Source organism: Leptolyngbya sp. GGD, assembly GCF_026735145.1.
GTDB lineage: Bacteria > Cyanobacteriota > Cyanobacteriia > Leptolyngbyales > Leptolyngbyaceae > Leptolyngbya > Leptolyngbya boryana.
In genome coordinates this window covers 26,714-51,496 of sequence record NZ_JAPQKE010000003.1, presented here as the reverse complement: position 1 = coordinate 51,496, position 24,783 = coordinate 26,714, and the positions used below count along the sequence as shown (strand labels likewise).

Sequence of the window (24,783 nt, the reverse complement as noted above, 5' to 3'; positions counted from 1 at the left end):
CCCTAGATCTTGGTCAGCAGAGTCGCTACGCAATTATGAGCGAGGCAAGATCAATTCGCTGGTGAGACGGAGATTGAGATCTGCGTTGGGGCGAATTGAAATCAGGTCAATGCGATCGCCGCCAAAGATCAGGCCAGCTAATGCACCGACTCCTGTGCCGATAAGAACTTCACCTGCTCTGACGTTACGATCGCCTGTAACAGCTGCGATACCCGCAGCAGCAGCGCTACCTAATGCAGCATCTTTGAGGATTGTGCCTGTGTTTGCGCCACGGCGGATCGATTCAGTTGTGGTGATCGGATCAGAAGTCGCTGCGATCGCAACCTTCTGACCATTGGTCAACGTCAGTTCAGACGCAGTAAACTGTGCTGCACCTTGAGACACGGTTAATTGACCAGAGACTTGGCTACCTGATGGGATCAAGACCGTACCATCAGCAGTGACAATGTTTTGAGCAACTGTAAGCGTGATCGGAGTGGGTTGCGGTTCATTTTGTGCCAGCAAGATCCGTTCAGCATTTGCATAGCGCAGAGGAATGGCAGTTCCGGCAGGAATGTTGATCGCTTGCGGTTGAGGTGCAACTTGACCGACGATGTAAGGAGATTGAATCGCAGCTAATTGTCCAGTACTAACAAGGGCTTGGTAGATAAACGCAGCAACATCTGCACGCGTTGCAGTTTGGTTCGGGTTGAGGAAACGAACATCCGGGTAGTTAACGACGATGCGGCGTTCAGTTGCAGCCGCGATACTGTTGCGCGCAAAACCAGGAATGCTGGAAGCATCAGAATAAGCTTGGTCAAGCAAACTGTCAGCCGGTTGAGTGCTGGCATATCGCAAACCGTTCGCGAGGGATACTAGGACTTGAGCGCGAGGAATGTTGTCATTGGGTCGGAAAGTGCCACCGGGGAAGCCTGCTAAGAAGCCAGTTGCATACGCAGTTTGAATGGCTTGAAGACCCCAATAATTGCTAGGAACATCTGCGAAATTGATCGGAGTATTCACTCGCTGAGCATTGGGAAATGCTTTGAGAAGCAAGGCTGCAAATTGAGCGCGAGTGACCGGATCATTCGGTCGGAAAGTGCCATCAGGAAATCCAGCAATAATGTTACGAGAAGCGAGTTCTTGAATGAAAGGAGAAGCCCAGTTATCAGACGCGACATCAGAGAAGGCAGCTTGTGCTGAAGCAGGTGCGGTCATTACCATTGGAGCCGCTGCGCCTGCGATTGTGCCGAGTGCTAAAGTTAGAGCCAAACCAGATTTTACAGAGCTATACATAGGTAGCGGTTCCCCAAGCGAGAGAGTGTTTTTTCTTGTTAACTAAGTAGATGTTTGATTGAGTTGAAAAGTTCCTGCATCTTGCGGTAGAAATAATCAATTTGATCTCTATTTCTTTAGTAGGAGATGCGGTTTCTTCGCTCAGTTATCTACTCTTTATATTCACCTATGACCGCTCGATTCCTTAAGAAGTTTCTAAACTTAGGACACTTTCCAAAGTGGTTGAAGAAACTCGATGTTTTGCAGTTTCTTCGTTTCATTTTCCGATACGATCGAGCATGTTTTCAAAAGGAGAAATCGGTGTCTGAATTGCCTCGATATGAGTCGAAATCTGTCCGGGAAGCGGGGAAGCAGTTTTATGTAAATTCTCAAGGATTGCGGATTCCCAGTGTGACGACGATTTTGAATGCAACGAAGTCCCGTGAGGATCGCGATCGATTATTCAGTTGGCAGCAACGGATTGGAGTAGAACAGGCGGCAGAAATTACCAAATCAGCGAGTCGGCGCGGTACGGGAACGCATCGCTATATTCAAAAATTTCTGCAAGGTCAGGAGGTGGAGTGTCCTGAGTCGATTCGCCCGTATTGGGAAAGTGTGGAGCCGATTGTCCAAGCGGTAGAAGCAGTGCGGCTGGTCGAAGGTGTCGTGATTCATGATCAACTGGGTTACGCAGGTGTCGTCGATTGCGTTGCCAGCTATGAGGGTGTGCCTTGTATTTGTGAATGGAAGACCAGCGATCGACCCAAAAAAACAGTTGATCGCTTGTTTGACTACCCGCTGCAGATTGTGGCGTATTGTGGCGCAGTGAACCAGCTTTACCGCGACTATGACCTGAATATTCGCCATGCTTTGCTCGTCGTTGCGATTCCAGAGATGCCTGCGGAGGTGTTTTGGTTCGAGCCAAGTGCGATCGAAGAATATTGGCAGCAGTGGGAAGCGCGGGTTCATCAGTATTGGAGACGACAGGGCTATTTTCGTTGAAAAGATTCTCGATCGTAGCGAACTAGGTAAGGGCAATCAGTTAAAGTCAAGATGAATTTTAACGATCGCATAGAGAATTCGTTTCTGAAATTGCCAACTCTGAGAGCAAGCGTTTCAGGAGCAGAGCCGATGAATCGGTTGGAAAAAGCCTGTCTGACTGGGTTAGTGAGTTTGCCATTGGGCGTTGGTACGATCGCATTCGGATTTCTTAATACTCCGGTTTCCATCTCATGTGATTCTCTCTCTGAAAACACAGAGATTTCGACTCGGCTGCATTGTGCTCAACAACGCGCTCAGCGCCAAACTCCCGAAAGTCTAGCTGCCGCGATCGAGCTTTTAGACAATGTTGCAACTGACGATCCGTATTACGACCAAAGTCAACGCTTGATCGAACGCTGGTCACTGGAATTGATCACTCAGGCAGAATCCGAATTTCAAGCCGGAAACTTGGATAAAGCAATTTCAATGCTGAGAGTGCTGCCGCAAGATCCAAAAATCAAAGCTTGGAAATCTGTTTGGGGAAAGGGCGAATCTCTGATGAGAACTGCCCAATCTCAGGTTGAAAAACGCGAATGGCAACAGGCTTTTCAAACTGCAAGGCAATTACGGCAATTAGACAATGAGTATTGGGCGAACCAGCAGTACGATTCGCTGAGCCAGCAGATTCAGCGCGATCGCGAACTGCGCGATGAAACATTTAAAAATCCAGTTGAACCTAAGAAGCCCCTCAAAGAAATAGAGCAGAATTTGCCAGAATTGCCGAAGATTGCGCGATCGCAACGTCCAATCTGGACACCGAAAGAGGATGCGCCCATCGTTCGCCACTCTGGAAATGAAGAGACTCAACCTGCATCTCCAATCGAGCCAGAAGTTCCTCCAGTTCAGCCTGCTCCTCAAGTCGAAATCGAACCCGAACCCCCGCTCGAAACTTTAGATCCGATCGAACCCGTCGAACCCGTGATTCCAGTGCGCGACGTGTCAACTGATCGGACTTAATTCTGCCTGAATTCGCTCCGGTGGAAAGGCTCCGAATTCGGTCACGATTGCCGTAATTAATTCGGCTGGCGTCACATCAAACGCTGGATTGTAATACTCGACTCCAGGTGGACAGAGCATTGTTTCGCCGACTTGATACACCTCAGACGCATCGCGTTCCTCGATCGGAATGTCTTTTCCGCTGGCAATATTGAAATCGATCGTTGAAACGGGAGCCGCTACAAAGAACGGAATATTGTGTGCTTTCGCAATCAGTGCGACGCTGTAAGTTCCGATTTTGTTCGCTGCATCTCCATTTGCGGCAATGCGATCGGCTCCCACAACTACTGCATCAATCATGCCTCGCTGCATACAGTGAGCCGCCATGCTATCGGTAATCACTGTGACTGGAATTCCTTCTTGAGCACATTCCCAAGCTGTGAGTCTTGCACCTTGCAAGCGGGGGCGAGTTTCATCGGCATAAAGTCGTTCCAAACGACCTGCGTTCCAAGTCGATCGCACAACGCCCAATGCTGTTCCATATCCCGCCGTTGCCAGAGCACCCGCATTGCAATGGGTTAGAAGTCTCAACTTTCCGGGGGGCAATGCTGCGAGTCCGTGATCGCCAATCGATCGACAAGTTTCTAAATCCGCCTGTTGAATTCGTTGTGCTGCATCGAGTAAAGCTTGCTTCAGATGATCGAGCGATCCGATCGTGTGCCGTGCTGTTTTCAGCATTTGCTCGATCGCCCAAAATAGATTTACTGCTGTTGGACGAGTCGATCGCAATTGTTCTGCAACTCGCTCTAATTTTGCTAAAAATTGGTCTCGATTTGTCGCTTCAATTTCTCTTGCACCCAGATACATACCATAAGCGGCAGCAACGCCGATCGCGGGTGCACCCCGAACAATCATCGTTTTAATCGCATGTGCCATGTCATCGCAGCGGCTAATTTCAACCAAGGTGTACTCGCTCGGCAAACGATTCTGGTCGATCAGCAACACGCGATCGTGATTCCAAACAACGGGATAAACCTGATTCGGCAGCATAGATTCGCTTTACTCTGAAGTATTGATTATCTTACGGCGATTTGGGGTTGATGCTGATGCTATCAGTTCAGGAAGCAGAAAAGCTTATTTTTGATGCGGTTCAGGTGATTCAGGATGTGGAGGTCGTGAAATTAGAGGACGGTGGCGATAGCTTTGCTGTACGGATACGCGATCGCATTCTGGCAGCGTCGATCAGTAGTCAGCTCGACTTTCCCCACTGGGACAACTCCGCAATGGATGGCTATGCTGTGCGATTCGAGGATGTGAAAACGCCTGTAACGCTTGACATCATTGAAGAAATTCCGGCAGGCTCCCCTCCTCAAAAAACGATTCAATCAGGACAAGCCGCAAGAATTCTCACTGGATCGATGCTCCCTCAAGGGGCAGATACGATCGTTATGCAAGAAAATACAACTCGACAAGGCGATCGAGTTTCGATTTTGACGCCACCCCGCGATCGCGGTGCTTTCGTTCGCTATCAAGGAACATATTGCAAAGCGGGAGATCCATTACTGTCGCCTGGACTGGTTCTCAAAGCACCTGAAATCGCGATTCTTGCTGCGGCTCAATGTCTTGAGGTTCCGGTATTTCGCCGTCCCCGCGTGGCAATTCTTTCGACGGGGAGCGAATTAGTTTTGCCGAATCAACCGCTGCAACCTGGGCAAATTGTTGACTCGAATCAATACGGATTAGAAGCGCTGGTGGCTGAACTGGGCGCGCAAGTGATTTCGCTTGGGATTGTTCAAGACGATCCCAAAGTCTTAGAAGATGCGATCGCTCATGCAATCGAGTCGGCTGATGTCGTGATCTCTTCAGGCGGGGTTTCTGTGGGAGATTACGATTATGTCGATCGCATTTTAGAAAAATTGGGTGCAACAATTCAGGTCAGAGCGATCGCAATCAAGCCGGGTAAACCGCTGACTTTTGCAACATTTCCGAATGCGGCTCTCTACTTTGGACTTCCGGGTAATCCGGCTTCCGCATTTGTCACGTTTTGGCGATTTGCAAAACCTGCAATTCAAAAATTATCAGGATTGGCGCAGGGATGGGAGCCGAAATTTCTCACGGCAACGACAACTCATGATTTGAAATCCGATGGTAAGCGAGAACTGTATTTGTGGGGATCTGTATCGATCGAACAAGGTGGATTTCAATTCACACCTGCTGGAGGCAGCCGATTATCCGGGAATCTGATTCATTTAGCAGGAACGAATGCGCTAGGTGTGATGGCAATTGGGGAAACTGCGATCAATGCTGGCGAAGCGGTCAAATTTCTTTTGATTTGAACATCTGATTTGATTACCAAACAGCAAAGAAGCCGGAGTTTTACTAAAACCCCGACTTCTGACTCTGCAAAATATGGAATTATTGCGGTTTTCTTCTAGAACGTAGAAACTCAGGAATATCTAAACCACCACTTCCAGGCTTTTGGGGTTCAGCCGCAGGCTGTACAGGATTCGGGCTGACCGCAGGCGCACTAATCGATCGCGGTTTTGCGGGAGCCGCTGCCCCTTTACCCACAGCTTGAGGCTGTGCTTCTTGCGTAAATCCGGTGGCAATCACAGTAATTCTCACTTCGCCTTGTAAGCGATCGTCGATCACCGCTCCAAAAATAATGTTCGCATTCGGATCAACTGCCTCATAAATAATGTCGGCAGCTGCGCTTACTTCATGCAAGGTCAAGTCAGAACCGCCTGTAATGTTGAAGACGACTCCTCTTGCACCATCGATCGAGGCTTCTAACAGCGGTGAAGAAATTGCCGCCACTGCTGCTTCTCGCGCTCTCGATTTGCCAGATCCGATCCCGATGCCCATCAAAGCTGATCCTGCATCTGCCATCACGGCGCGCACATCTGCAAAGTCAACGTTGACCAAGCCAGGGATCGTAATGATGTCGGAAATGCCTTGAACCCCTTGCCGCAAAATATCATCCGCAGTTCGGAATGCTTCTTGTACAGGCGTTTGCTCAGAAATCACCGTTAACAGCTTGTCGTTTGGAATAATAATCAGCGTATCGACTCGACTTGCGAGCGCTGAAACTCCGTCTTCTGCTTGCCCGGTTCGACGACGACCTTCAAACGTAAACGGGCGCGTCACGACTCCAACGGTCAAAGCGCCTAATTCTTTGGCAACTTCAGCCACGATCGGCGCTGCCCCTGTGCCTGTACCGCCGCCCATGCCTGCAGTGATAAAGACGAGATCCGCATTTTCTAGTGCTGCTGCAATCTCATCACGGGATTCTTCGGCTGCTTTTTGACCGATCGCAGGATTACCCCCTGCACCTAAGCCACGGGTCAACTTTTGACCCACTTGCAACCGTTTCAAGGCGGTTGATTGAGCAAGAGCTTGAGCATCGGTATTAATTGACCAGAATTCAACGCCTGAGACATTGCTGGCAATCATTCGATTGACCGCGTTACTGCCACCGCCACCAACGCCAATTACCTTAATCTTTGCAACACTTCCTGGCACGATATCCCCACTCCTTCCATCTTCAGGAACCGCCTTTAAACCGGCATTATTTTGGGCATGGTACAGACCCGAATTAAAAGGATTCGAGCTATCTGGACTCGAAAAATTATTCGGCTGACCTTCCACATTCGAGCTTACGTAGCCTTGCTCTTGCGGGTGATTCAGCGTCATTGGGTTGGAATTCGACTCATTATGATTAAGCGTCATTGGGATTACAAGCGGTGGAGATGAACAGAGAGAAGTCTAAAAAACGACTGAACTCGATTAGCACATTAGCTTAGCAGGACTCGCGGCAACTGGAATGGAAATTTTTCCACACTTTTTGCTCTATGGAGTACTTAATTTTACCGGAGTTTTCGTCGCATTCATTTGCACAGTGGGAGAATTCGGGTTTCTTAGGTCGATCGACAGAATTTGACCCGAACTGACGCGGTTGGGCAGTCGCCGCATCTGATCCAATACTTTTAACTGCGTCGGAAATTTAGAGCCATAGACACCAAACTGTACCGCACCCAGTTCTGTTTTGAGAATTAAATTTGTCGGATCTTCCCAGTTTGCTTCAAGCACTTTTACAGGACTTTGGCGCAGAGTGCGATAAAACTCTGCCCAGTCTGATCGATATTGCTCTGGATCACCCACGATTTTCAGAGGGGGAAGTTGCAGATTGGGATTTAAGGCTTTGTAATTGTCTTGCGAAATCCATATGCCTGTTTCGTCTAACAATCCGGGCTGAGCGGTTTTGGAGATCGTTTGGGCGATCGGAATGCGCTCTTGCACTCGGACGGTCAAACTCGGTGGCATCAATTGTCGATCGACAGTCGCTTCAGCGATGGGAGCTTTTTCTTTTAAAGCATCTGAAATCGCTTGTGGCTGAACCTTCAAGAGCGATTGCGGGTAGGCGATCGGTAACAGATTACGAATTGTCTGCTCAGAGATAAATCGATTGCCTTTGATTGTAACCTGCTCTGGTTTGCGAATCACCCATTCTGGTAAAGTTGCAACCCAAACTGCGCCAATGGCAAGCGATGCGATCGCAATATTGCGCCAACTGGTTTGAAAAAATCGAGTCCGACGTTGACGACGCAAGGTTTTGCGACGCTGGGAAAGTTCGATGCGAGACACGGGGGCGATGCTTGTCATGGAGTGCGTGAGGCAACAAGAGCGGACTGAAACTGAATGAAGCCATTCTGACAGGACTGGGGATGGAACTCAAGGTTTAAATGGTCAAACCTGGTGTCCTTTCCGGTCTTGGGTTTCAGAGGTTTACTTTAATCGATTTCCTTGAAAGTGCAAGGTTTTTTAGTGAAGAGAGTGGGGAGTGGGGAGTAGGGAGTGGGGACTGGGTTAGCTTGGGGTTTCTTGTAGTAGGGTGGCGACTCTTTCTCCGAAATCTGGATCGACGTTGGCGAGGCTTAAAAGTTGCAAATATTCTTGACGGGTTAGTCCGGCTTTTTCAATGATGGCGATCGCGTCGGCTTCGATGTCTTGCTGGATTCTGACGGATTCTGAATCGGTTTCTGCGGCTTGTAGTTCTCCTTCTCGGCGCTCAATTAAGGCAACGACTTGTAGACACGCTTGCACGAACTGATTTAACTTCTCGGATGGGATCGTATCTGCATTGATCCCCGGACTGGCAACTGCATCGGATACGATCGAGATTTCGGCAGGTTCTGTGGCTGCCCAAAGTGCGCTAGGGTTAGCTAGAACGCAGAAACATACGACTGCGATCGCTAACATCACTCTAATTATTCGGATCATTTTTGAGATGTCAGATTTGAAAGACGAACTAAAAGACGCGATCGATGAAGCTCAATGGGAATGGTTGATCCCGCACGCCGATCGCGATGCTGTCATTATTGTCTCGAAATCGCTCGATTTGGTAGAAGTTGGCTACGCGATCGCCAATGATCAAGCGAGTTCTGTCAATCAATGGATTCAAGATAGCTTGCTCTACAAGCCGTCGATCGAGCAAAAAATCGTTTGGGATAGCGATCAAACGAAACGATTCAAAGCCCTTATTCTTCAGCCTTATGTTCTGGTTCAGGAACTAGCTGCTTAATCTCTGTAGGAAGTTCAAACTTCGGCATCGAAAACCCTGCTCCGGTTTTTCCAGTTGCAACCCATAACACGGCTCGCCCCCCGTCTCGAACTGCTTTACTCATCGGTTCTTCTGTCTGAGTAGACGGGATCGAGATGGGCTGAATATTGATCCCACGGCTGCCTAACACGATTTCTCCAATCACCTGTGCTCGTCGCATATGGTAATCGGATGTAATCAGATAGACACTGCGAACATTTTGTTGGCGTAAACGATCGACGACCGACGTGAAGTTCGTAACCGTATCGACCGCTTGATAATCTAAATTTAAACGCTCTAAATCAACTCCCGCTTTGCGAAAAACGCGTTCCGCATAATCGCGAGGCGCACCAGATGAAATCCAAACTGGTAAATCGGGATGCGATTTCGCAAATTGGGCACTAAAAAGCTCTCGATCCTCTGAGCCACCTAGCACCAGAATTGCGTCGGGCTTCTCAAAGTGTAATCTCAGCGATCGCACTCCCATCCACAGAAAAAAAGGTGTAAGCAGGAGCAACAAAGGAAACGAGCGCTTTCGTCTTCGAGCGGACTGATGAAATTGATTCGGCGAAACGGCTCTCAAGCGCACGATGCCACCCCTACGGATTGAAAAAACTCAAGCTTAACCTATCAGAGAGTTTGGCTTTTCTCAAGCGATTACTGACCGCGCGGACGTTCTTGAGCAGCTTGTTCGGACTGAGCTTGAGCGATCGCGGCTTGAATCCGAGGCAAAGCAAAGAATTTCTGCGTATCTGCTAATAACTTTTCACCCCAAAGATTATCCTTGAGAAATTTCATCTCGCCGTATCTTGCATCGGTTTTCAGCGCGGCTTCAGCTAGGGTCGTTGCTTCGGTTTGATTGCCTTTGCGGAAAAGCGCAACTGCGATCGCTAATTGCGGCTCGGTGGTCGTTTTGGGATCTAGCGCGACCGATTGCCGCCACAGCTTGATTGCCTCGTCGATTTTGCCTTCTTCGTACCGAATCAAACCAATATTGTTGATCGCTGGCCAAAACTGCTTCTCTTGTGCGATCGCTTTTTCGTAACTCGCGATCGCCTCTCGATTTTTCTTCAACATCAGATAGGCATTGCCCATATCGAAGTAAGCCCCTGGCACATTCGGCTTAAGTTTCAGCCCTGCCTGAATATGCTTGATCGACTCTTCGTATTGCTGCTTTTGAAAATATGCAGTTCCCAACGCAAATGGGATCGCGGCATTGCGGGGATCGAGCGCTGCCGCCTGATTCAAAGCGGGGATCGCTTGCTCTGCTTGGTTTGTCTCTAAATACAATCCACCCAAAACCGCCCAAGCTTCGGGTCGCTTCGGAGCCAATTCAACTGCTAATCTCGCTCGTGCTAGCGCCAGTTGATTCTGATTGAACTGCGCCAACTGCGACGCTTCCTGAACTAAGCCAAGACCTTGCTGTTCAAGTTTTTCAAAATCAACTTGAGGAGCATGGGGGATCAGAGCTTGAGCGAAAGCGGGTTGGGCTGTCCACAACCCTAAGATCAAGCAGGCTGAGAAGAGAGAGACACGTTTGGGCACAACAAAGCCTTTGAAAAACGACGAGAGATGAAACTTTCCGTTAGCTTAATCGATCTTACTGAGTTTGGGACGCTGGAATCGAGAAAGAAGTTCGTTTTCAAGGGGCTAGCGCTCAGGGAATATCGGCGCGATTATTAAATTTGAACTCTACATCTTGAACTTTTCCGAAAGTAAGGGTAAATTACACGCTACATCTAGCGTCACTAAATTCTCCATCGTTTGAGGAATCCTTTCATGGTTCAATCGATTACCCTTCCTAAAATGAATGATTCAATTTCTACGGTTCCTGAGATTGATCCGCTCAACGATGGCAAAAGCCGGATTGCGCTCTTGTCACATATGGGCAGCGATCTCGATGTGGTCAATGATGCGAGAGCGAGTTTTGACAAACTCTCAACCGAACTCGATGAAAAAGATATCAAACTGATTCGCTACTTGATTCAGCATCATCACACGTCTCCTTTCCGAGGCGTTGTGTTCAAATTCAAAGTCAAAGCCCCGCTGTTTGTTGCGCGCCAATGGTGGAAGCATGTGATCGCAAGTAGCCATAACGATGAGCAAGTCGGCTGGAATGAAAAGAGTTTTCGCTATGTCGCGATCGAGGATTCTGAAGATTTCTACATTCCGCAATCGTTTCGCCAACAGTCAAAGAGCAACCGCCAAGCGACCTTTGGCGAAATTCCTGAAGATAATAACGAAAAGGCGTTGGCAATCTATCAGGCACAATGCGAAGCCAGCTACAAAGCTTACAAAGACCTGCTTGAGTTAGGAGTCGGGCGGGAACAGGCAAGAGGTGTATTGGTTCCAAGCGTTTATACGTCTTGGGTTTGGACAGCTTCTTTGCAAACCGTCTTGCACTTTATTGGATTACGCAAAGGCGAAGGTGCACAGCAAGAAATCCATGCTTATGCCAGTGCGATCGAGCAGTTAATTCAGCCGATCGTTCCGCAAACGATCGCAGCTTGGGAGGAATTAAATCGATCGTTTTAACGGGTTTTTGGGATTGAAAAAGAACTTCTAAGCTGGAATTTCTAGCTTGAAGTTCTTTTTTCTTTGAGAAATCGACGGAAATCGCTTCGATCGCGCAGTAAGATTTTATGGACTCTTTTTAAAATCACTCAGATCAAAGAGGGACGTGCAGGAAGGCGGAACATGAACATCATCGAATTATTTCAGAAAGGCGGCGTGACGATGCTCCCGCTGTTTGTTCTTTCAATCTTGTCCCTAGGAGCCATTATTGAGCGATCGTGGTTTTGGTTTAACGTCCTCAATAAAGAGAAAGAAGTTGCGGGAAGAATTCTCGAAACCTCCCGGCGAGATTGGGAATCTGCAGTTGAAATTGCACGTCAATCTTATGATCAACCGATCGGACGGTTCTTATATGCCCCGATGCGGCTGAAAAATCCAGATCCTGAACTCTTCCGTCTCGCCCTAGAATCCTCTGCGGATGAAGAAATCGCCTCTATGCGTCGTGGCGACAAAATTTTAGAAGCCGTGATCGCGCTTTCTCCGTTGCTGGGTCTACTTGGGACAGTTATCGGTCTAATTTTGTCACTGCGATCGATCCGGATTGGGGATATTGGAACGGCTTCAACGGCTGGCGTAACAACTGGGATTGGTGAAGCGCTCATCAGTACTGCAACCGGGCTAGTTGTCGCAATTTTTAGCCTTGTGTTCTATCGCATTTTTCAGGGTCTTATTTTCAACCAAGCAAAGATTTTCCGCCGGACAGGCAACGATTTAGAATTGCTGTACCGTCAGAAATGGCAGATTACTCACGATCAAGCTTTGCCTCCCAACGATTTATAGACCCTTCTTGTCAGCGTTATGAAAATCAATCTTGACTCTCCCGCCGATGAAGCTCAGATCCAGATCATTCCGCTGATCGACGTGATCTTTTGTATTTTGACGTTCTTTATCCTTGCTGCATTGCAATTAACTCGTCAGCAAGGCATCGGATTAGAACTTCCGAAAGCTGAGACGAGCAGTGTTTTGATGAGTGAAATGTTGATCATTGGCATCGATTCTAATGGTCAAACCTATCTGTCGAATCAAGGGCAGAGACAACTTATCGATCGCACTCAACTCTTTCAACTCGTGCAGTCTTATCACCAACAACAGCCCGAAGGTCTACTGGTTCTCGAAGCCTCTCAAACGGCTTTTTATAACGATGTGATTCAAGTCTTAGATGTGATGCGCTCAGTCGCTGCTGATCGTGTTGCCCTCTCCACTGCACCTAACAATCAGCCTGGACAACAGCCGCAACCGGGTTCTTCTCCTTTCCCGGGTTCTTCTCCCCAACTGACCCCTGCCCCCCAACTGATTCCAAATCCAACAGATTCTCTTCCTACCTCTCCCGGTACAAATCCGACGCTGACTCCTGGAGCACCTGTACAACCTGCACCCGGAAATACGATTCCTCAGCCGACCGTTCCCGGAAGTTCCTTATCCCCAAATAGTACTGCTCCTCAAACTGCTCCAGGGACTGTCGCGCCTCAAACGCCCTAATCAATCCTGAGTGAGAATCTTGGCTTGTGCTTCAGCACTGCGCTAAAATCAGCTTCTCGTCATTCTGGCTTAGATATGTCTGATACGCTCAACGCCGAACAGCATCGCCTCAAGATGCAGCGCCGCAAGGAAGTTCAAGACCAGCGCATAGCAGATCGCACGCGTGAAAAAGGACTGATTATCGTCAACACAGGCAACGGCAAAGGTAAAACAACAGCGGCTTTGGGCATGGTTTTACGATCGCTGGGGCATGGCTATAAAGTCGCGATCATACAATTCATCAAAGGAGCCTGGGAACCTGCTGAAAAAGCAGCCTTTGCACCTTGGGGCGATCAAATCGAATTTCACGCAATGGGAGAAGGGTTTACTTGGGAAACTCAAGATCGCGATCGTGATATTCTCCACGCGACAGCCGCTTGGGAAAAAGCACGTTCATTTATCCAAAACCCTGAGTTTCGCTTAGTTCTACTTGATGAAGTGAATATCGCTCTCAAGCTTGGCTATCTAGAAGTTGAAACAGTCCTCGCAGGATTAGATCAAAAGCCAGAAGATTCCCATGTCATTTTGACCGGACGAGGTGCTCCAAATGCGTTGCTCGATCGAGCGGATCTCGTCACTGAAATGACTCTCGTAAAACATCCCTTCCGAGAACAAGGGATTAAAGCACAGCCCGGCATCGAATTCTAAATTGCAATTTACTGCACTTAGACTCGCACCGCAGATTGGTTGAAAGACTGCGATGCGATTTTTTATGAAAATCCGTCAGTATTTATTCTGTAGCTATTCCGGTTCTATATGTATAAATTCTTCTAAGCAATTGTTTTGCTCTGTTGAGTTCGGCTGAGTTGATCGCGTCCATATCAAAAGCTTCTGCCTTTCCCAAACCAGGGAACACTATAGCAGAAGTCAGTAACAATTCAGCCTAAAACCAACCCACTATGTCTTCTCCACAACTGATTCAAAATCCTCTGATTCCTTCGGCACTGGACGGTTCTCTCAGCCCTGGCAACAGAACAGATACCTTTCAGATTGATCTACGTTCTTTTAGCAGCAGTTCGGCTCGCCTCTCCCTAACGAACCTGTCTGATGATGTCAATCTCAAAGTGCTCCGAAACAGCACGGTTCTTGCATCTTCTGAAAACACTGGTAAGCTGTCCGAATCGATTCTGCTGGGTTCCCAGCAAAATCTCCTTGCGCCTGATCTTTATACGATCGAAGTCACCTTGGCTGAAGGAACGAGCAACGCGACCTACACCCTGAATGTTCTTGCCAAAGCTGAAGCAGACCTCAGTAACATCTGGTGGCGCAATTCTGCTGCTGCCCAAGCCGCAATTTGGCGTATGAACGGCATCAATATTGCTGGCACAGAGCTTTACAGTCAGCTTCCAGCAGAATGGGAAATCCAAGGCGTTGAAGACTTGGATGGGGATGGAGAAGATGATTTGCTTTGGCGCAACATGAAATCTGGTGATGTTGCGTACTGGTTGTTTAAGGATGGGCAACGCGTTTCGACGGGAATCTCTTTTGGTGCGCCGATTCCCCTAGATTGGAAAATTGTTGCTGTAAAAGATCTAGATGGTGACCTCAATGCGGATTTGGTTTGGCATAATCCTCAAGCTGGACTGATTGGGCTATGGACGCTCAAAGCTGGGGCATTAATCAGCTCGAGTACGATTAATGTGGGTGCAAGTTGGCAGCCTCTTGCACCTGCTTATCTGGATGCGGACACCAAAGCTGACTTTGTTCTGCGCAATTCAGTGGGAGGGCAGATTGCGTTCTGGAAGCTGAATGGAACTGTGATTGAAGAAGGCACGATCGTCAACACAGGCCCGACTTGGATTCCTCAGTTCTATGGGGATTTCAACGGAGATCTGCAGGACGATATTCTACTGCGCGACACGAACAGTGGCGCGATCGCGTTCTGGCAAATGGATGGTGTCACCATCAAAAATTCTTGGCTGACCGGTGCGATCAGCCAGGAATGGCAAATTGAATCGATTGGCAATTTTGATGGAACTGCCAACGGAGGCAATGCAGATCTGCTCTGGCGCAATCGTCGAACCGGCGAAATGGGCATCTGGTTGTTTAACTCACAAGGGACTGGGTTTACCAAGCAAGCAGGAATTACCTTAAATAGTGCTGCCTACAACAAAGGTGCAGACTGGACGATCGCAGGCGTGGGCGATTTTAACAACGATGGCAAAGCAGACATTCTTTATCGCAATGAGCAGCAAGGACTTGTCGAAGTGCTGCTGATGGATGGAACCACTATCACTGACATCCAATCCTATAGTGGAATTGGTGCGGGTTGGAAAGTGCGCGGAATTATGGAGCGCAATGTCTCCTCGGAACCATTCGACATTAGCGATCGCACTTCAGCCGGTGGATTTGCCAGTGCGCTTGCCTTTGATATGGGAACGCTTGAAGGGCGCGGTACGTACAAAAATGATGTGCGATCGGGCTTTGATGACTACTTCAAATTCACAACCCCTGTGAAATCGAATATTCGATTGGAGTTGTTCAACAGTCCGTCCGTACAGTTTGCACTCTTCCCGATTCTGTCAGACGGCTCCTTAGGATCTGCACTGACCTATAGCAAGGACATGGCGCTTGAGCTTGGTTCCTATGCGGTTCGCGTGTTCACGACCACAGGTACACCAACCAATTACGAATTGAGAGTGTTTGGGCAACCCGAGTCTACTGATATCGCGACCGCAGGCTTGACGACAACGGTTAGCACGGTGAATCTCAATCCGTCTGGACAAAACCAAACGCCGAACGTGATTACCGCAACGTTCAAGGTGAAGAACAATAGCTCAATGGCAATCAGCGACATTGAAGTGGGCTTTGTCATCTCGCGTGATGGTGTGATTGATCTGGATACGGGCACAACGGATACTCGTTTGGAATTTTTGGGTTCAACGGCTCCAGATAAGACAATTCTCAAGATCGCAACTCCGTTAGACCCAGGCGAAGAACGAGAATTTCAGAATATTCAACTGCTGCTGCCGAATACTGACTCTTCTTTCTGGTTTGTGGACGGTGAATATACGATCGGTTTAGTCGTCGATCCAAACAATCGTCTGACTGAGACTAATGAAAGGAATAACTTCAATGGTGCTTTGGGAACCGATCGAGTGACACTTGAGATTCTTGACACAGACACAATTGCTATCGTCGGTTCACAAATGACTCTGATCTCAAATCCATCGACCTTCGCACCCGATGGAATTGTGACAGTGGAATTCACGCTCCAAAATCAGGGCAACCGATCATCCCCCAACGGTGTCGGTATCCCAATCCAGTTTCTCTTGTCAACTGATACTGTAATTACTCAACAGGGTGCAGAGGGTGGCGATCGCACTGCAATGGTGGTGGAGGATTCAGATCTGTTCTCCTCCTACATAGTGAGCCGTCCTCTCGATCCGAATAATCCGGTTCCAGTGCCTGCTTTGGGTGGCAAGAATGGTGCGGGTGGAGTCTCGAATACCTTCACCTTTATGGTTGACCTGAAACTGCCGTCCGCAGACTGGAGTGGATGGACTGATGGATCGACGACCTTCTACCTTGCGTCTTGGATTGATCCGCTGAACAACAGCGTTCCATTAGACGATCCCCTCGACAACAAACTCAACCCTGAAACGGCGGAAGACACCCTAGGTAAGAACTACCTCAAGTTCACGCTCTCCTAGTCTGCGCAAGAACTGAGTTAAGACAGGAATGCTGCAAAGGCATTCCTGTCTTTTATTCTTCTTGGGCGATCGCTGGGGTCGTACACTGCATCGAAATATCGTTTGTTTTGGGGAACGACTCTAAGAGTTGAGCAAATAACTTAGTGTCAAAGCTGCGCGGGTCGAGACGTTGGCGCGATCGATCCACCAATCGATGCGTCGTAATCCGGTTATTCGGAACCCCTGTTTTTGCAACTAGCCATGCCAATGATTGATACTGAGCACGCGTATATCCGCTATGGCGTGATCCATTTCCCCGACCATCAGGTGGTGTGACTAACGAAATGTGATAGGCGAAGTTATTGACTGAAGGGGGAAATACCGGATTTGTTTTAACCGCTTCATCGCCTTTTGTACCGTTGAAAATCGAGTTGCCAGCCCCAAAAGCGCGTCGCTCAGGCGGAACTAAATAGACAACATTGCCATTTTCCCGAATCAGGGCGTGATAGCTGACTTGGTCATCATCTCTCGGATGCGGGGTTTGAAAATAATTAATCGCAGAACTGCCTGAACCCACTGTTTCGTGCAGAACCACGATCGGTTCATTGTCTACAGGGCGACCGAATAAATCTTGGGTGAATCGTCGTCCAAAGTTAGAAGGATGGGCGAGTGCAACTTCTTCTCTGGGACGATAAGTAGAATCAGCGTCTGGAGACTCTTGTCGGAAACGAGTCAAAGGGACTGTGCCTCGAATTGCAGGCAGATTTCTCAGTTTATTTTTGTTCGGGTTTGGTTTAACTGCGCAAGCACTGGATAAGAGGTCAGTTGTATCGGCAATGGGTTGACGCTGTGCGATCAATTGCAATGGCGAATTCCGGATTTGAATGCCGTCTAGCCAGGATGCTTGACCGGCTTGCATCGCAATTAAGAAACCGGATAGTCCAATAATCGCGATCGCAAATGCTTGAAAGAACCTCTTCATGCCTAAAAAATTACTGTATGTAAGAAATACTGCGTGCTGTTGAACAAGATAGAGTTTTTCTGAATTTAGTTCCAGAGAAAAGTCTATTGTGGTAAGCGCAATTTAATATACCTTGCCGTCTTGCACTTGCGGAGAAAAATTAGCGACCTTCGAGTTGGGCGACTTTTGCTTCGAGTGCTTCGATGCGATCGCGCGATTCAATCACCAAGGTGGCAAGCCGATCAAATTGAGCATCTGTAAACTTCGTTGGGCGTTGCGGGGGCAAGGCGTTTCTCGGAGCAGGCACTGAAACTCCTGGACTCGCACGAAGAGCAGAGAGTTGGCTTAATTGCGAGCGAATGCCCGCTAATTCTGATTCAACTCGGGCAAGTCGTGATTCGACGAGTCCAACTTGTGCCTGAGCGGGGAAAAAAGTTTGAAGGGCAAGCAGCATTAGCGCAATGCTGCTAAGGATTACGAGCAGCCTTTTCATTCTGAATCAATGCTCAATCTTTAACTTGATTAAACGTGGATCAGCAAGAGCCTGTCATCACGCTTGTGGTAGAACGCGATTGCAGCAAGGCTTGAAATCTCAAATCTTTCTGCAGTCTCGCAAAGACGCGATCGTTGGCGGCAATTTCTCGATAGCCTGGAGCGAGCGCAATCGCCCGTCTTAAGTGCTCTAGTGCCCATTCTGAATTGTTTTGCATCGCATAGCAGCACGCTTCGTGGTAAAAAGCTTCTGCATCATCGGGTTCAATGCCGAGCGCTTTGTCATAGCTGGCGATGGCTTCTTCGTATCGTCCAGCACTTTGTAGGGCTGAGCCAAGTGAGATCCAGCCTTGAGAATCGTAAGGCTCGATCATCAGGGCGCGAATGTAACTGCCGATCGCTTCATCATGCCGGTGAATGCTATCGAGAATCGTGCCGCGATATTGCCACACCTTAGGATGATTCAGATGCAGCATCAAAGCATGGTCGAGGCTCTGGATCGCTTCTTCGGGTTGCTTGAGTTCCCAGAAAATCAAAGCGCGGAGCACCCAGAGTTTGAAGTTTTGCGGATCGATCGATAACGCCTGCTCGATAAAGCTAAGTGCGGTTGTCAATTGTCCCAATTTGCGCAGCACGATCGCTTGATTGAATAAAGCTGACATTTCACCCGGCTGAATCTGAAGGGCTGCGTCAAAGCTCGATCGAGCTTGCTTGAATTCGCCCATTGAGCCAAGAATCATGCCCCGCATACACCAAGGCTGGAAACGGTCTGGTGTCAACGCGATCGCTGTATTGATGCTGGTGAGCGCTTGAGGGTAAAGATCGAGTTTCCACAATCCATAGGCGCGGAAATTCCATAACTGCACATCGTTCGGCTCGAATTTGATGGCTTGATCGACGCGGTTGATTGCATCTTCGTAATTGCCCAATTTGCCGAGAATCTGCGCCTGGTAGCCCCATGCCTTGTAGTAATCGGGCTGGAGATTGACCGTTTTCTCTAAGCTGCGGAGTGCTTCTGCATACCGACCTAAATACGCTAAGGCTTTGCCTTTTTGATACCAGGACTTGAGGTGGGTCGGATCAAGCTCAATCGCTCGATCATAATAAGCAATCGCTCGATCGTAGTGCTTCAGTTTTGCCAGTGCTCGTCCGCAGTTGTACCAGACTTTCGGATCAGCTGGATTGAGTTGCAGGGCAGTCTCGTAATTCGTAATGGCAGCTTCGTAGCGCTTCAATTTGCCCAGAATATAGCCGCGATAGTGTAGAGTATCAGGATCGTTTGAATTCGCCTGATCCAGGCAGGCGATCGCGGCTTCGTGCCAGCCGTTTTGGCTCAGCGCGATCGCACGTCCCAACCAACCTTGAGACGGATTGAATGTTGTATCACAGCTAATACTTGTCATAGCACCTCCAGATTTCACTGCATTCCCGGTTCAGTGAGTTCGTTGTCGTTTGATTACGTTGAAGGTGATGCAACCCAATTGTGGGGAGATTCAACCGAACCCTGCAAGATTCAGACAAACCTAAGCGTGATCGCTGATTTGTTGCTCGAATTCTCGACGAGGTGACACGTAATGTATCACCTACTTCCGTAATTTCGCTTAGATATCCGGGTAGCGTCAATTAAGTTCACAGAGTTTTCATGCAGGCGAGGGGAACACGAATTCCTGACTAACGATTGATTTGGATCATTGAAGGGTTTCATCATGTCTCCCAATGACTCTTGATTGCTAGTCTTAATATTGTGTTACATAATGGGTAAAGGAAGAAATAAAAAGTGCTTATGTTTGGCGGATTTACTGGCTTTAAGCCCCCTTCCAATCAAACCGATTTTGGAGAGCAGATGCTCAATTCAGTGCTGAGTCAGTCCATTCGTCATCTATTTACAGAGAGCGAGAATGTGGATGTCTCGCTCAAATGTTTTCCATCGAGTAAGTTGCTGCAAGGGAGCATTGACAGCTTCAAAATGAGCGGTCGCGGGCTTTTGATCCGTCGCGAATTTTGGGTCGAGGAGATGTGGTTTGAAACAGATGCAGTTTCGATCGATTTTGGCTCGGTATTGTCTGGGAAAATTCGGTTGAAGCAGGCAGCGCAGGCTGTGGCGAAGGTAATATTGACTGAAGCTGGAATCAACAAAGCATTTCAATCCGAATTGGTGAAACCCCGGATGGAAAATATTACAGAGTCTTCTCTGATGGATTTATCGGGTGGGGAACCTGTTGCTTTTTCTGATGTTGAGCTGAAATTATTGCCGGAGAATCAGATTCGGATTTTAGCAAAGGCGAGTTTGCCGAATGGTATTGTGCCAATTTCTTTGACAGCGACGATTGGAATCGAACGTCGTCGTCGCATTTTGTTTCAAAATCCGCAATTTTCGGCAGAGGGAATTCCTGAAGCCCAGCGTGGAGTTTCAGAGTTATTGACGAATGCGTTTGCTCAGATTTTGAACAATATGGTGGATCTCGATCGATTTAATTTGGATGGGGTAACGATGCGGTTGAATCGACTCGATACGGAGGGCGATAAGCTGATTTTTAGTGGATATGCGGAAGTGACGCATTTTCCACGGCAGGGGTAAGTTTTTCGAGTAGGCGATTGATTCATTTCGCCTCAAGCCTGACGGGTTAAATTTGTATGTAAACGCGAACTGCAATAAAGGCGGATGATCCGAGGATCATCCGCCTTTAATCGGTGTATCTATTTTTCCTAACTGCTGACGTTCGCGGTGGGGATAGATTGGCGGTATTCTTCAACAATCTTGCGGAATTGGTCGCCTTCGATCGTTTCTTGCTCTAACAAGACATCGACTAAGCGATCGACTAAAGGACGATTTTCACTCACTAAGCGCCGCGCTTCCGCATAGCAGAACTTCGCGATTTCACGGACTTTGGTATCAATTTGGCTTGCCAATTCTTCGGAGTATTCTGATCGAGGCATCAAATTCCGTCCTAAGAACACCTCATCGCCCATGCTTTCAAAGGCAACTGAACCGAGATCAGACATTCCGAAAATTGTCACCATTTGGCGGGCAATTTGTGTGACTTTGCCGATATCGCTTGCGGCTCCTGTATCGATCGCATCTTCGCCATATACTTCTGCTTCAACGGCGCGACCGCCTAAGATTACCTTAATGCGATCAAGCATCCAGGCACGCGTATAAAGCCCACTATCGATCGTTTCTTCGTTTGGAATAGTTTGAGAGAACCCTTCAATTCCGCCTGCGCGTGGAATGATCGTGACTTTGTTCAAGGGGTCAGCATTCTCTAAAATCGTGGTCAGCAGGGCATGACCGATTTCGTGATATGCCGTCATGCGCTTGCGGTTCGAGTCGAGTAAGGGATTTTTGGACAGCCCAATCGACACTCGGTCGATCGCGTCGTCAATCTCTAGCATCGTCACCGCGTCTTTGCGCCGACGTGCCGTGAGAATCGCAGCCTCATTCAACAGGTTCGCCAATTCTGCGCCGGAGAATCCAGGCGTTTGCCGAGCAATTTTTTCGAGATCCACTTCGTCGGCTAATTTCTTATTGCGGGCGTGAACTTCAAGAATTTTCAGGCGACCTTTACGATCAGGTAAATCGACGCTAATTTGTCGATCGAATCGTCCCGGACGAAGTAATGCAGAATCCAAAACATCTGGACGGTTTGTTGCCGCAATAATAATGATACCTGCGTTGCCTTCAAACCCGTCCATTTCAGTCAGCAACTGATTCAAGGTTTGCTCGCGCTCATCATTGCCGCCGCCAATTCCAGCTCCGCGTTGTCGTCCAACTGCATCAATTTCATCGATAAAGACGATGCAAGGAGCATTCTCTTTTGCTTTTTTGAACAGGTCACGAACCCGAGAAGCGCCGACACCGACAAACATTTCGACGAATTCTGAACCCGAGATCGAGAAGAATGGCACTCCGGCTTCTCCTGCGATCGCTTTTGCCAGTAAGGTTTTGCCAGTTCCAGGTGATCCCACTAGGAGAACGCCTTTGGGAATTCGTGCGCCTACTGCGGTAAAGCGTTCTGGCTTCTTCAGAAATGTCACGACTTCTTGAAGTTCTTCTTTGGCTTCTTCAATGCCCGCCACATCATCGAACATCACACCAGTTTTGGCTTCCATCTGGAACCTGGCACGAGACTTACCAAAATTCATGGCTTGTCCGGGACCGCCGGGTGAGTTGCTCGATCGTCGTAAAATTAGCAGCAACCCAGCAATGAGCAGCATAAATAGCAGCAGGTTCGCAATCAAACCCACCAAAATACTATTGTCGGTGGTGGGTTTCGATTCAAACGTAACTTTGTTTTTGCGGAGACGATCGATCAGTTCTGGATTTCGCTCTAGCAATTGCACTTCGATATCGGGTTCACTCTGCTTCTTGCCTTGAAGCCGAACTCTTGCAACATTCTGCGTTTCGTCGATTTCGACCCGCTCGACTTCTCCGGCATCGATTTTTTTTAGCAATCCAGTGTAGCTGAGAGATTCGCGGGCTTGAGCCATTGCGGGGACACTCATCAGGACACTTTGCAGGAGCATCCAGCCGACGATCGCGGATTTTGCCGCTTTCGATTTGGCTTTTGTCAGACGGAGTGAGAGCGCGAATTGACGAGAACCTTTGATCATGGGATTGCCTTATGCCTGGTGGAACGCGAAAGGGGCAGATCGCCCGTAAAGGGACGGTAACAATAATCTGTCCCTAGTCTAGCCTTCTCAATAGAGTTTGGACACTTGCGCGGCTCGAGTTTCTGAAGGACGGGTTTCGGGTGTATATTTGACAATTTTTAGGCAGTTGCGCTGACCTTGGCGATTGTAGCTGACTTCATCGGCGAGTCGGCGTAATAAAAACCAGCCGTATCCTCCTTCTTGAAGAGTTCCAGGCTGGGGTTCACGGATATTATTGGGATCAAAAGGCTGTCCCCAGTCCCAGATTTCAATCTCCATGCGATCGTCATGCAGCGCAACCTGAATATCAATTTGGGTTTCGTTGGATAAACCGGAATGAGCGTGCCGAACGGCGTTGGTAAAGCCTTCTGCAAGAGCGAGATTGAGACGGTGAAGCTGATTTTCCCGTCGTGGAAAGTGAGGATCGTGTTGAAACCAGAATCTCTCGAACCATTTCTGGACGTGGTTCAACACTGTAAGGTTACTACTAACCGACAGATGATCTTGCTGAAACATGCTCCGATTCGTCCACTCGATCGCGCGTCTGGGTGTGTAATGTTCAGTTCCTAACTTTAACTATGATACGTGTCTTTTCTCTGTCAATTCGTTGGATTTTCTACGAATGAGCCAGTGAGATTGCACACTTTTTGATACATAGAACAGGCGATGTCTATAGAGCTTTATCAACAAATCTTATTGAATTCAAGTGCTTCGCGCTGCAATTGTAGCAGTTCTTTGATCCCCTTCTCGGCAAGGTTAACAATCTGATCCAATTGTTGTCGGGTGAAACTGCCTTGCTCTGCGGTTCCTTGAATTTCGATGATTTCCAGCGCATCATTCATCACCACATTACAATCCACATCTGCGCTTACGTCCTCCGGATAGTTGAGGTCAAGAAAGGCTTCGCCTTCGAGTAAGCCGACGGAAACGGCTGCGACTTGATGGCGAATGGGAGACTGGTCGAGTTCTCCGCATTGGATTAATGTGGCAATTGCGTCATGCAGTGCGACAAATGCGCCTGTAATAGAAGCAGTGCGAGTTCCAGCATCGGCTTGTAGGACATCGGCATCGATCGTCAGGGTGCGTTCTCCTAAGGCTTGCATGTCGAGAACCGAGCGCAAACTGCGTCCGATCAGGCGTTGAATTTCTTGGGTGCGACCAGAGAGTTTGAGAAATTCGCGATCTTGGCGATCGGGGGTGGCTCCAGGTAACATGCGATATTCTGCGGTGAGCCAGCCTTGTCCTTTGCCTTCGAGGAAGCGGGGGACTTTAGGTTTGATGCTGACGGTGCAGAGAACTTGGGTGTCGCCACAGTGGGTGAGAACGGAGCCTGCCGAAAATTTGGTGAATCGGCGATCGAATCGGGTGGGACGGAGTTGATCGGATTGCCGACCATCTGGACGCTGCCAGGACATGAAAATTCCTCAAATCTGTGATTTAGCATACCGTCTGGGGCGGGATTTGTTGGATTTCCCGGATTGTTTTCAGATTTGGAATTGCTAGGTGTCAAATTTCAACGCAACATCTGATACCACAGACTTTATAGAAAAAAACGGGCAATATCGCAGTGAAACTCAGGCAGGAGAGGGGATGTGAGTTGATCACCCACAACTAATGTGGCAACCAAAGTGAGTTGGGCATTGTTGCGGCGATAGATTTCTAAGCGTTGAGAGATGCGATCGACAATCCAATATTCCAGAACGCCTTGAGTCGAATAAAGCTTGAGTTTGGCAGAGCGATCGCGATCTTCATTCACTCTCCCAGGAGATAAGACTTCGACAACTAACTCTGGTGCGCCTTGGTAATGCCCAGCGTCGTCAACGATTTGAGTATATCGTTGCTGACTTGTCCAGGTGACATCTGGAGAAACATTGTCGGAATCTGAAAAGATCAGCCCTGGCATGATTGAAGCTTGTCCAAGTCCAGTTTCAACTGACCATTGATCGAGAACAGCAAAAATGCGTCCGGTTACTTGCTGGTGTTTATGGTGAGGAGATCTCGTCACAAACAATTCTCCATCAATGATTTCATAGCGAATCCACTCGTTGTCAGGCAAAGCTTCAATATCGCGAATCGTCCAACGAAAATTGTTTGTCGTCTGACTCATGAGTGAATTCCTCAAGGGC

24 protein-coding genes are annotated in these 24,783 nt (G+C 48.4%); 10 read left to right on the top strand and 14 right to left on the bottom strand.

What is annotated here, in order from left to right:
- Positions 1 to 33: 33 nt before the first annotated feature.
- Positions 34 to 1,275: an S-layer homology domain-containing protein gene (locus tag OU814_RS15155; protein ID WP_017287548.1), complete on the bottom strand. Its 1,242-nt coding sequence runs from the start codon at positions 1,273 to 1,275 to the stop codon at positions 34 to 36.
- 300 nt (positions 1,276 to 1,575) lie between these two features.
- Between OU814_RS15155 and OU814_RS15150 the strand changes: the two genes are divergently transcribed.
- Together OU814_RS15150 and OU814_RS15145 are read left to right on the top strand one after the other, a co-directional pair.
- Positions 1,576 to 2,256: an exonuclease gene (locus OU814_RS15150; protein ID WP_026148547.1), complete on the top strand. Its 681-nt coding sequence runs from the start codon at positions 1,576 to 1,578 to the stop codon at positions 2,254 to 2,256.
- A 129-nt stretch (positions 2,257 to 2,385) separates the two neighbouring features.
- Entirely contained in the window at positions 2,386 to 3,252 is an 867-nt protein-coding gene (locus OU814_RS15145; RefSeq protein WP_268184054.1) for a hypothetical protein, read from the top strand.
- Here OU814_RS15145 and mtnA read toward each other — a convergent pair.
- Complete coding sequence (gene mtnA / locus OU814_RS15140) at positions 3,235 to 4,281, bottom strand: S-methyl-5-thioribose-1-phosphate isomerase (RefSeq protein WP_017287545.1); 1,047 nt, start codon at positions 4,279 to 4,281, stop codon at positions 3,235 to 3,237. The genes OU814_RS15145 and mtnA overlap by 18 nt on opposite strands.
- Before the next feature lie 56 nt (positions 4,282 to 4,337).
- Between mtnA and OU814_RS15135 the strand changes: the two genes are divergently transcribed.
- Positions 4,338 to 5,567 carry a molybdopterin molybdotransferase MoeA gene (locus OU814_RS15135; protein WP_026148546.1) on the top strand — a complete coding sequence of 410 codons (1,230 nt, stop codon included), beginning with the start codon at positions 4,338 to 4,340 and terminating at the stop codon, positions 5,565 to 5,567.
- A 79-nt stretch (positions 5,568 to 5,646) separates the two neighbouring features.
- Here the strand turns inward: OU814_RS15135 and ftsZ are convergent, their stop codons facing one another.
- The 3 genes from ftsZ to OU814_RS15120 all read right to left on the bottom strand — a co-directional run bounded on the left by ftsZ (position 5,647) and on the right by OU814_RS15120 (position 8,511).
- Positions 5,647 to 6,960, bottom strand: a complete 1,314-nt coding sequence (gene ftsZ, locus OU814_RS15130; protein ID WP_239741313.1) for a cell division protein FtsZ — start codon at positions 6,958 to 6,960, stop codon at positions 5,647 to 5,649.
- A 120-nt stretch (positions 6,961 to 7,080) separates the two neighbouring features.
- Positions 7,081 to 7,893 carry a cell division protein FtsQ/DivIB gene (locus OU814_RS15125; protein ID WP_190648272.1) on the bottom strand — a complete coding sequence of 271 codons (813 nt, stop codon included), beginning with the start codon at positions 7,891 to 7,893 and terminating at the stop codon, positions 7,081 to 7,083.
- 204 nt (positions 7,894 to 8,097) lie between these two features.
- Positions 8,098 to 8,511, bottom strand: a complete 414-nt coding sequence (locus OU814_RS15120) for a DUF4168 domain-containing protein (protein WP_071596155.1) — start codon at positions 8,509 to 8,511, stop codon at positions 8,098 to 8,100.
- 7 nt (positions 8,512 to 8,518) lie between these two features.
- Between OU814_RS15120 and OU814_RS15115 the strand changes: the two genes are divergently transcribed.
- Positions 8,519 to 8,812, top strand: coding sequence for a DUF2288 domain-containing protein (locus OU814_RS15115; protein WP_017287540.1), 294 nt, complete (start codon positions 8,519 to 8,521; stop codon positions 8,810 to 8,812).
- Here OU814_RS15115 and OU814_RS15110 read toward each other — a convergent pair.
- Both OU814_RS15110 and OU814_RS15105 read right to left on the bottom strand, forming a co-directional pair.
- Positions 8,769 to 9,350 carry a YdcF family protein gene (locus OU814_RS15110; RefSeq protein WP_239741311.1) on the bottom strand — a complete coding sequence of 194 codons (582 nt, stop codon included), beginning with the start codon at positions 9,348 to 9,350 and terminating at the stop codon, positions 8,769 to 8,771. The genes OU814_RS15115 and OU814_RS15110 overlap by 44 nt on opposite strands.
- A 137-nt stretch (positions 9,351 to 9,487) precedes the next feature.
- Positions 9,488 to 10,375, bottom strand: a complete 888-nt coding sequence (locus OU814_RS15105) for a tetratricopeptide repeat protein (protein ID WP_268184047.1) — start codon at positions 10,373 to 10,375, stop codon at positions 9,488 to 9,490.
- A 234-nt stretch (positions 10,376 to 10,609) separates the two neighbouring features.
- Here OU814_RS15105 and thyX point away from each other — a divergent pair, with 234 nt between their 5' ends.
- The 5 genes from thyX to OU814_RS15080 all read left to right on the top strand — a co-directional run bounded on the left by thyX (position 10,610) and on the right by OU814_RS15080 (position 16,575).
- Complete coding sequence (thyX, locus tag OU814_RS15100) at positions 10,610 to 11,365, top strand: FAD-dependent thymidylate synthase (protein WP_190648278.1); 756 nt, start codon at positions 10,610 to 10,612, stop codon at positions 11,363 to 11,365.
- Between the two features lie 162 nt (positions 11,366 to 11,527).
- Entirely contained in the window at positions 11,528 to 12,184 is a 657-nt protein-coding gene (locus OU814_RS15095; RefSeq protein WP_268184042.1) for a MotA/TolQ/ExbB proton channel family protein, read from the top strand.
- 18 nt (positions 12,185 to 12,202) lie between these two features.
- Positions 12,203 to 12,883 carry an ExbD/TolR family protein gene (locus OU814_RS15090; protein ID WP_268184039.1) on the top strand — a complete coding sequence of 227 codons (681 nt, stop codon included), beginning with the start codon at positions 12,203 to 12,205 and terminating at the stop codon, positions 12,881 to 12,883.
- 75 nt (positions 12,884 to 12,958) lie between these two features.
- On the top strand, positions 12,959 to 13,570 hold the full coding sequence (gene cobO, locus OU814_RS15085; protein WP_017287534.1) for a cob(I)yrinic acid a,c-diamide adenosyltransferase: 612 nt from the start codon (positions 12,959 to 12,961) through the stop codon (positions 13,568 to 13,570).
- 251 nt (positions 13,571 to 13,821) lie between these two features.
- Entirely contained in the window at positions 13,822 to 16,575 is a 2,754-nt protein-coding gene (locus OU814_RS15080; RefSeq protein ID WP_268184037.1) for an FG-GAP-like repeat-containing protein, read from the top strand.
- A gap of 52 nt (positions 16,576 to 16,627) precedes the next feature.
- Here OU814_RS15080 and OU814_RS15075 read toward each other — a convergent pair whose 3' ends face one another.
- From OU814_RS15075 to OU814_RS15065, 3 genes are all read right to left on the bottom strand, one after another.
- Positions 16,628 to 17,536 (bottom strand): peptidoglycan recognition protein family protein, encoded by a 909-nt coding sequence (locus tag OU814_RS15075; protein WP_190648284.1) that lies wholly within the window; start codon positions 17,534 to 17,536, stop codon positions 16,628 to 16,630.
- A 139-nt stretch (positions 17,537 to 17,675) separates the two neighbouring features.
- Positions 17,676 to 17,969: a hypothetical protein gene (locus OU814_RS15070; protein ID WP_268184033.1), complete on the bottom strand. Its 294-nt coding sequence runs from the start codon at positions 17,967 to 17,969 to the stop codon at positions 17,676 to 17,678.
- 79 nt (positions 17,970 to 18,048) lie between these two features.
- A complete protein-coding gene (locus OU814_RS15065) occupies positions 18,049 to 19,410 on the bottom strand; it encodes a tetratricopeptide repeat protein (protein WP_017287530.1) in 1,362 nt (453 codons plus the stop codon).
- A 380-nt stretch (positions 19,411 to 19,790) separates the two neighbouring features.
- Here OU814_RS15065 and OU814_RS15060 point away from each other — a divergent pair, with 380 nt between their 5' ends.
- On the top strand, positions 19,791 to 20,585 hold the full coding sequence (locus OU814_RS15060; RefSeq protein WP_017287529.1) for an LmeA family phospholipid-binding protein: 795 nt from the start codon (positions 19,791 to 19,793) through the stop codon (positions 20,583 to 20,585).
- Positions 20,586 to 20,713: 128 nt separating this feature from the next.
- On the opposite strand, the gene ftsH is transcribed toward OU814_RS15060, so the two are convergent.
- The 4 genes from ftsH to OU814_RS15040 all read right to left on the bottom strand — a co-directional run bounded on the left by ftsH (position 20,714) and on the right by OU814_RS15040 (position 24,764).
- On the bottom strand, positions 20,714 to 22,618 hold the full coding sequence (ftsH, locus tag OU814_RS15055) for an ATP-dependent zinc metalloprotease FtsH (RefSeq protein WP_017287528.1): 1,905 nt from the start codon (positions 22,616 to 22,618) through the stop codon (positions 20,714 to 20,716).
- Positions 22,619 to 22,705: 87 nt separating this feature from the next.
- Entirely contained in the window at positions 22,706 to 23,173 is a 468-nt protein-coding gene (locus tag OU814_RS15050) for an ATP-binding protein (protein WP_017287527.1), read from the bottom strand.
- A gap of 167 nt (positions 23,174 to 23,340) precedes the next feature.
- Entirely contained in the window at positions 23,341 to 24,072 is a 732-nt protein-coding gene (gene rph, locus OU814_RS15045; RefSeq protein ID WP_017287526.1) for a ribonuclease PH, read from the bottom strand.
- 125 nt (positions 24,073 to 24,197) lie between these two features.
- Positions 24,198 to 24,764 carry a Uma2 family endonuclease gene (locus tag OU814_RS15040; RefSeq protein WP_017287525.1) on the bottom strand — a complete coding sequence of 189 codons (567 nt, stop codon included), beginning with the start codon at positions 24,762 to 24,764 and terminating at the stop codon, positions 24,198 to 24,200.
- Positions 24,765 to 24,783: the final 19 nt, after the last annotated feature.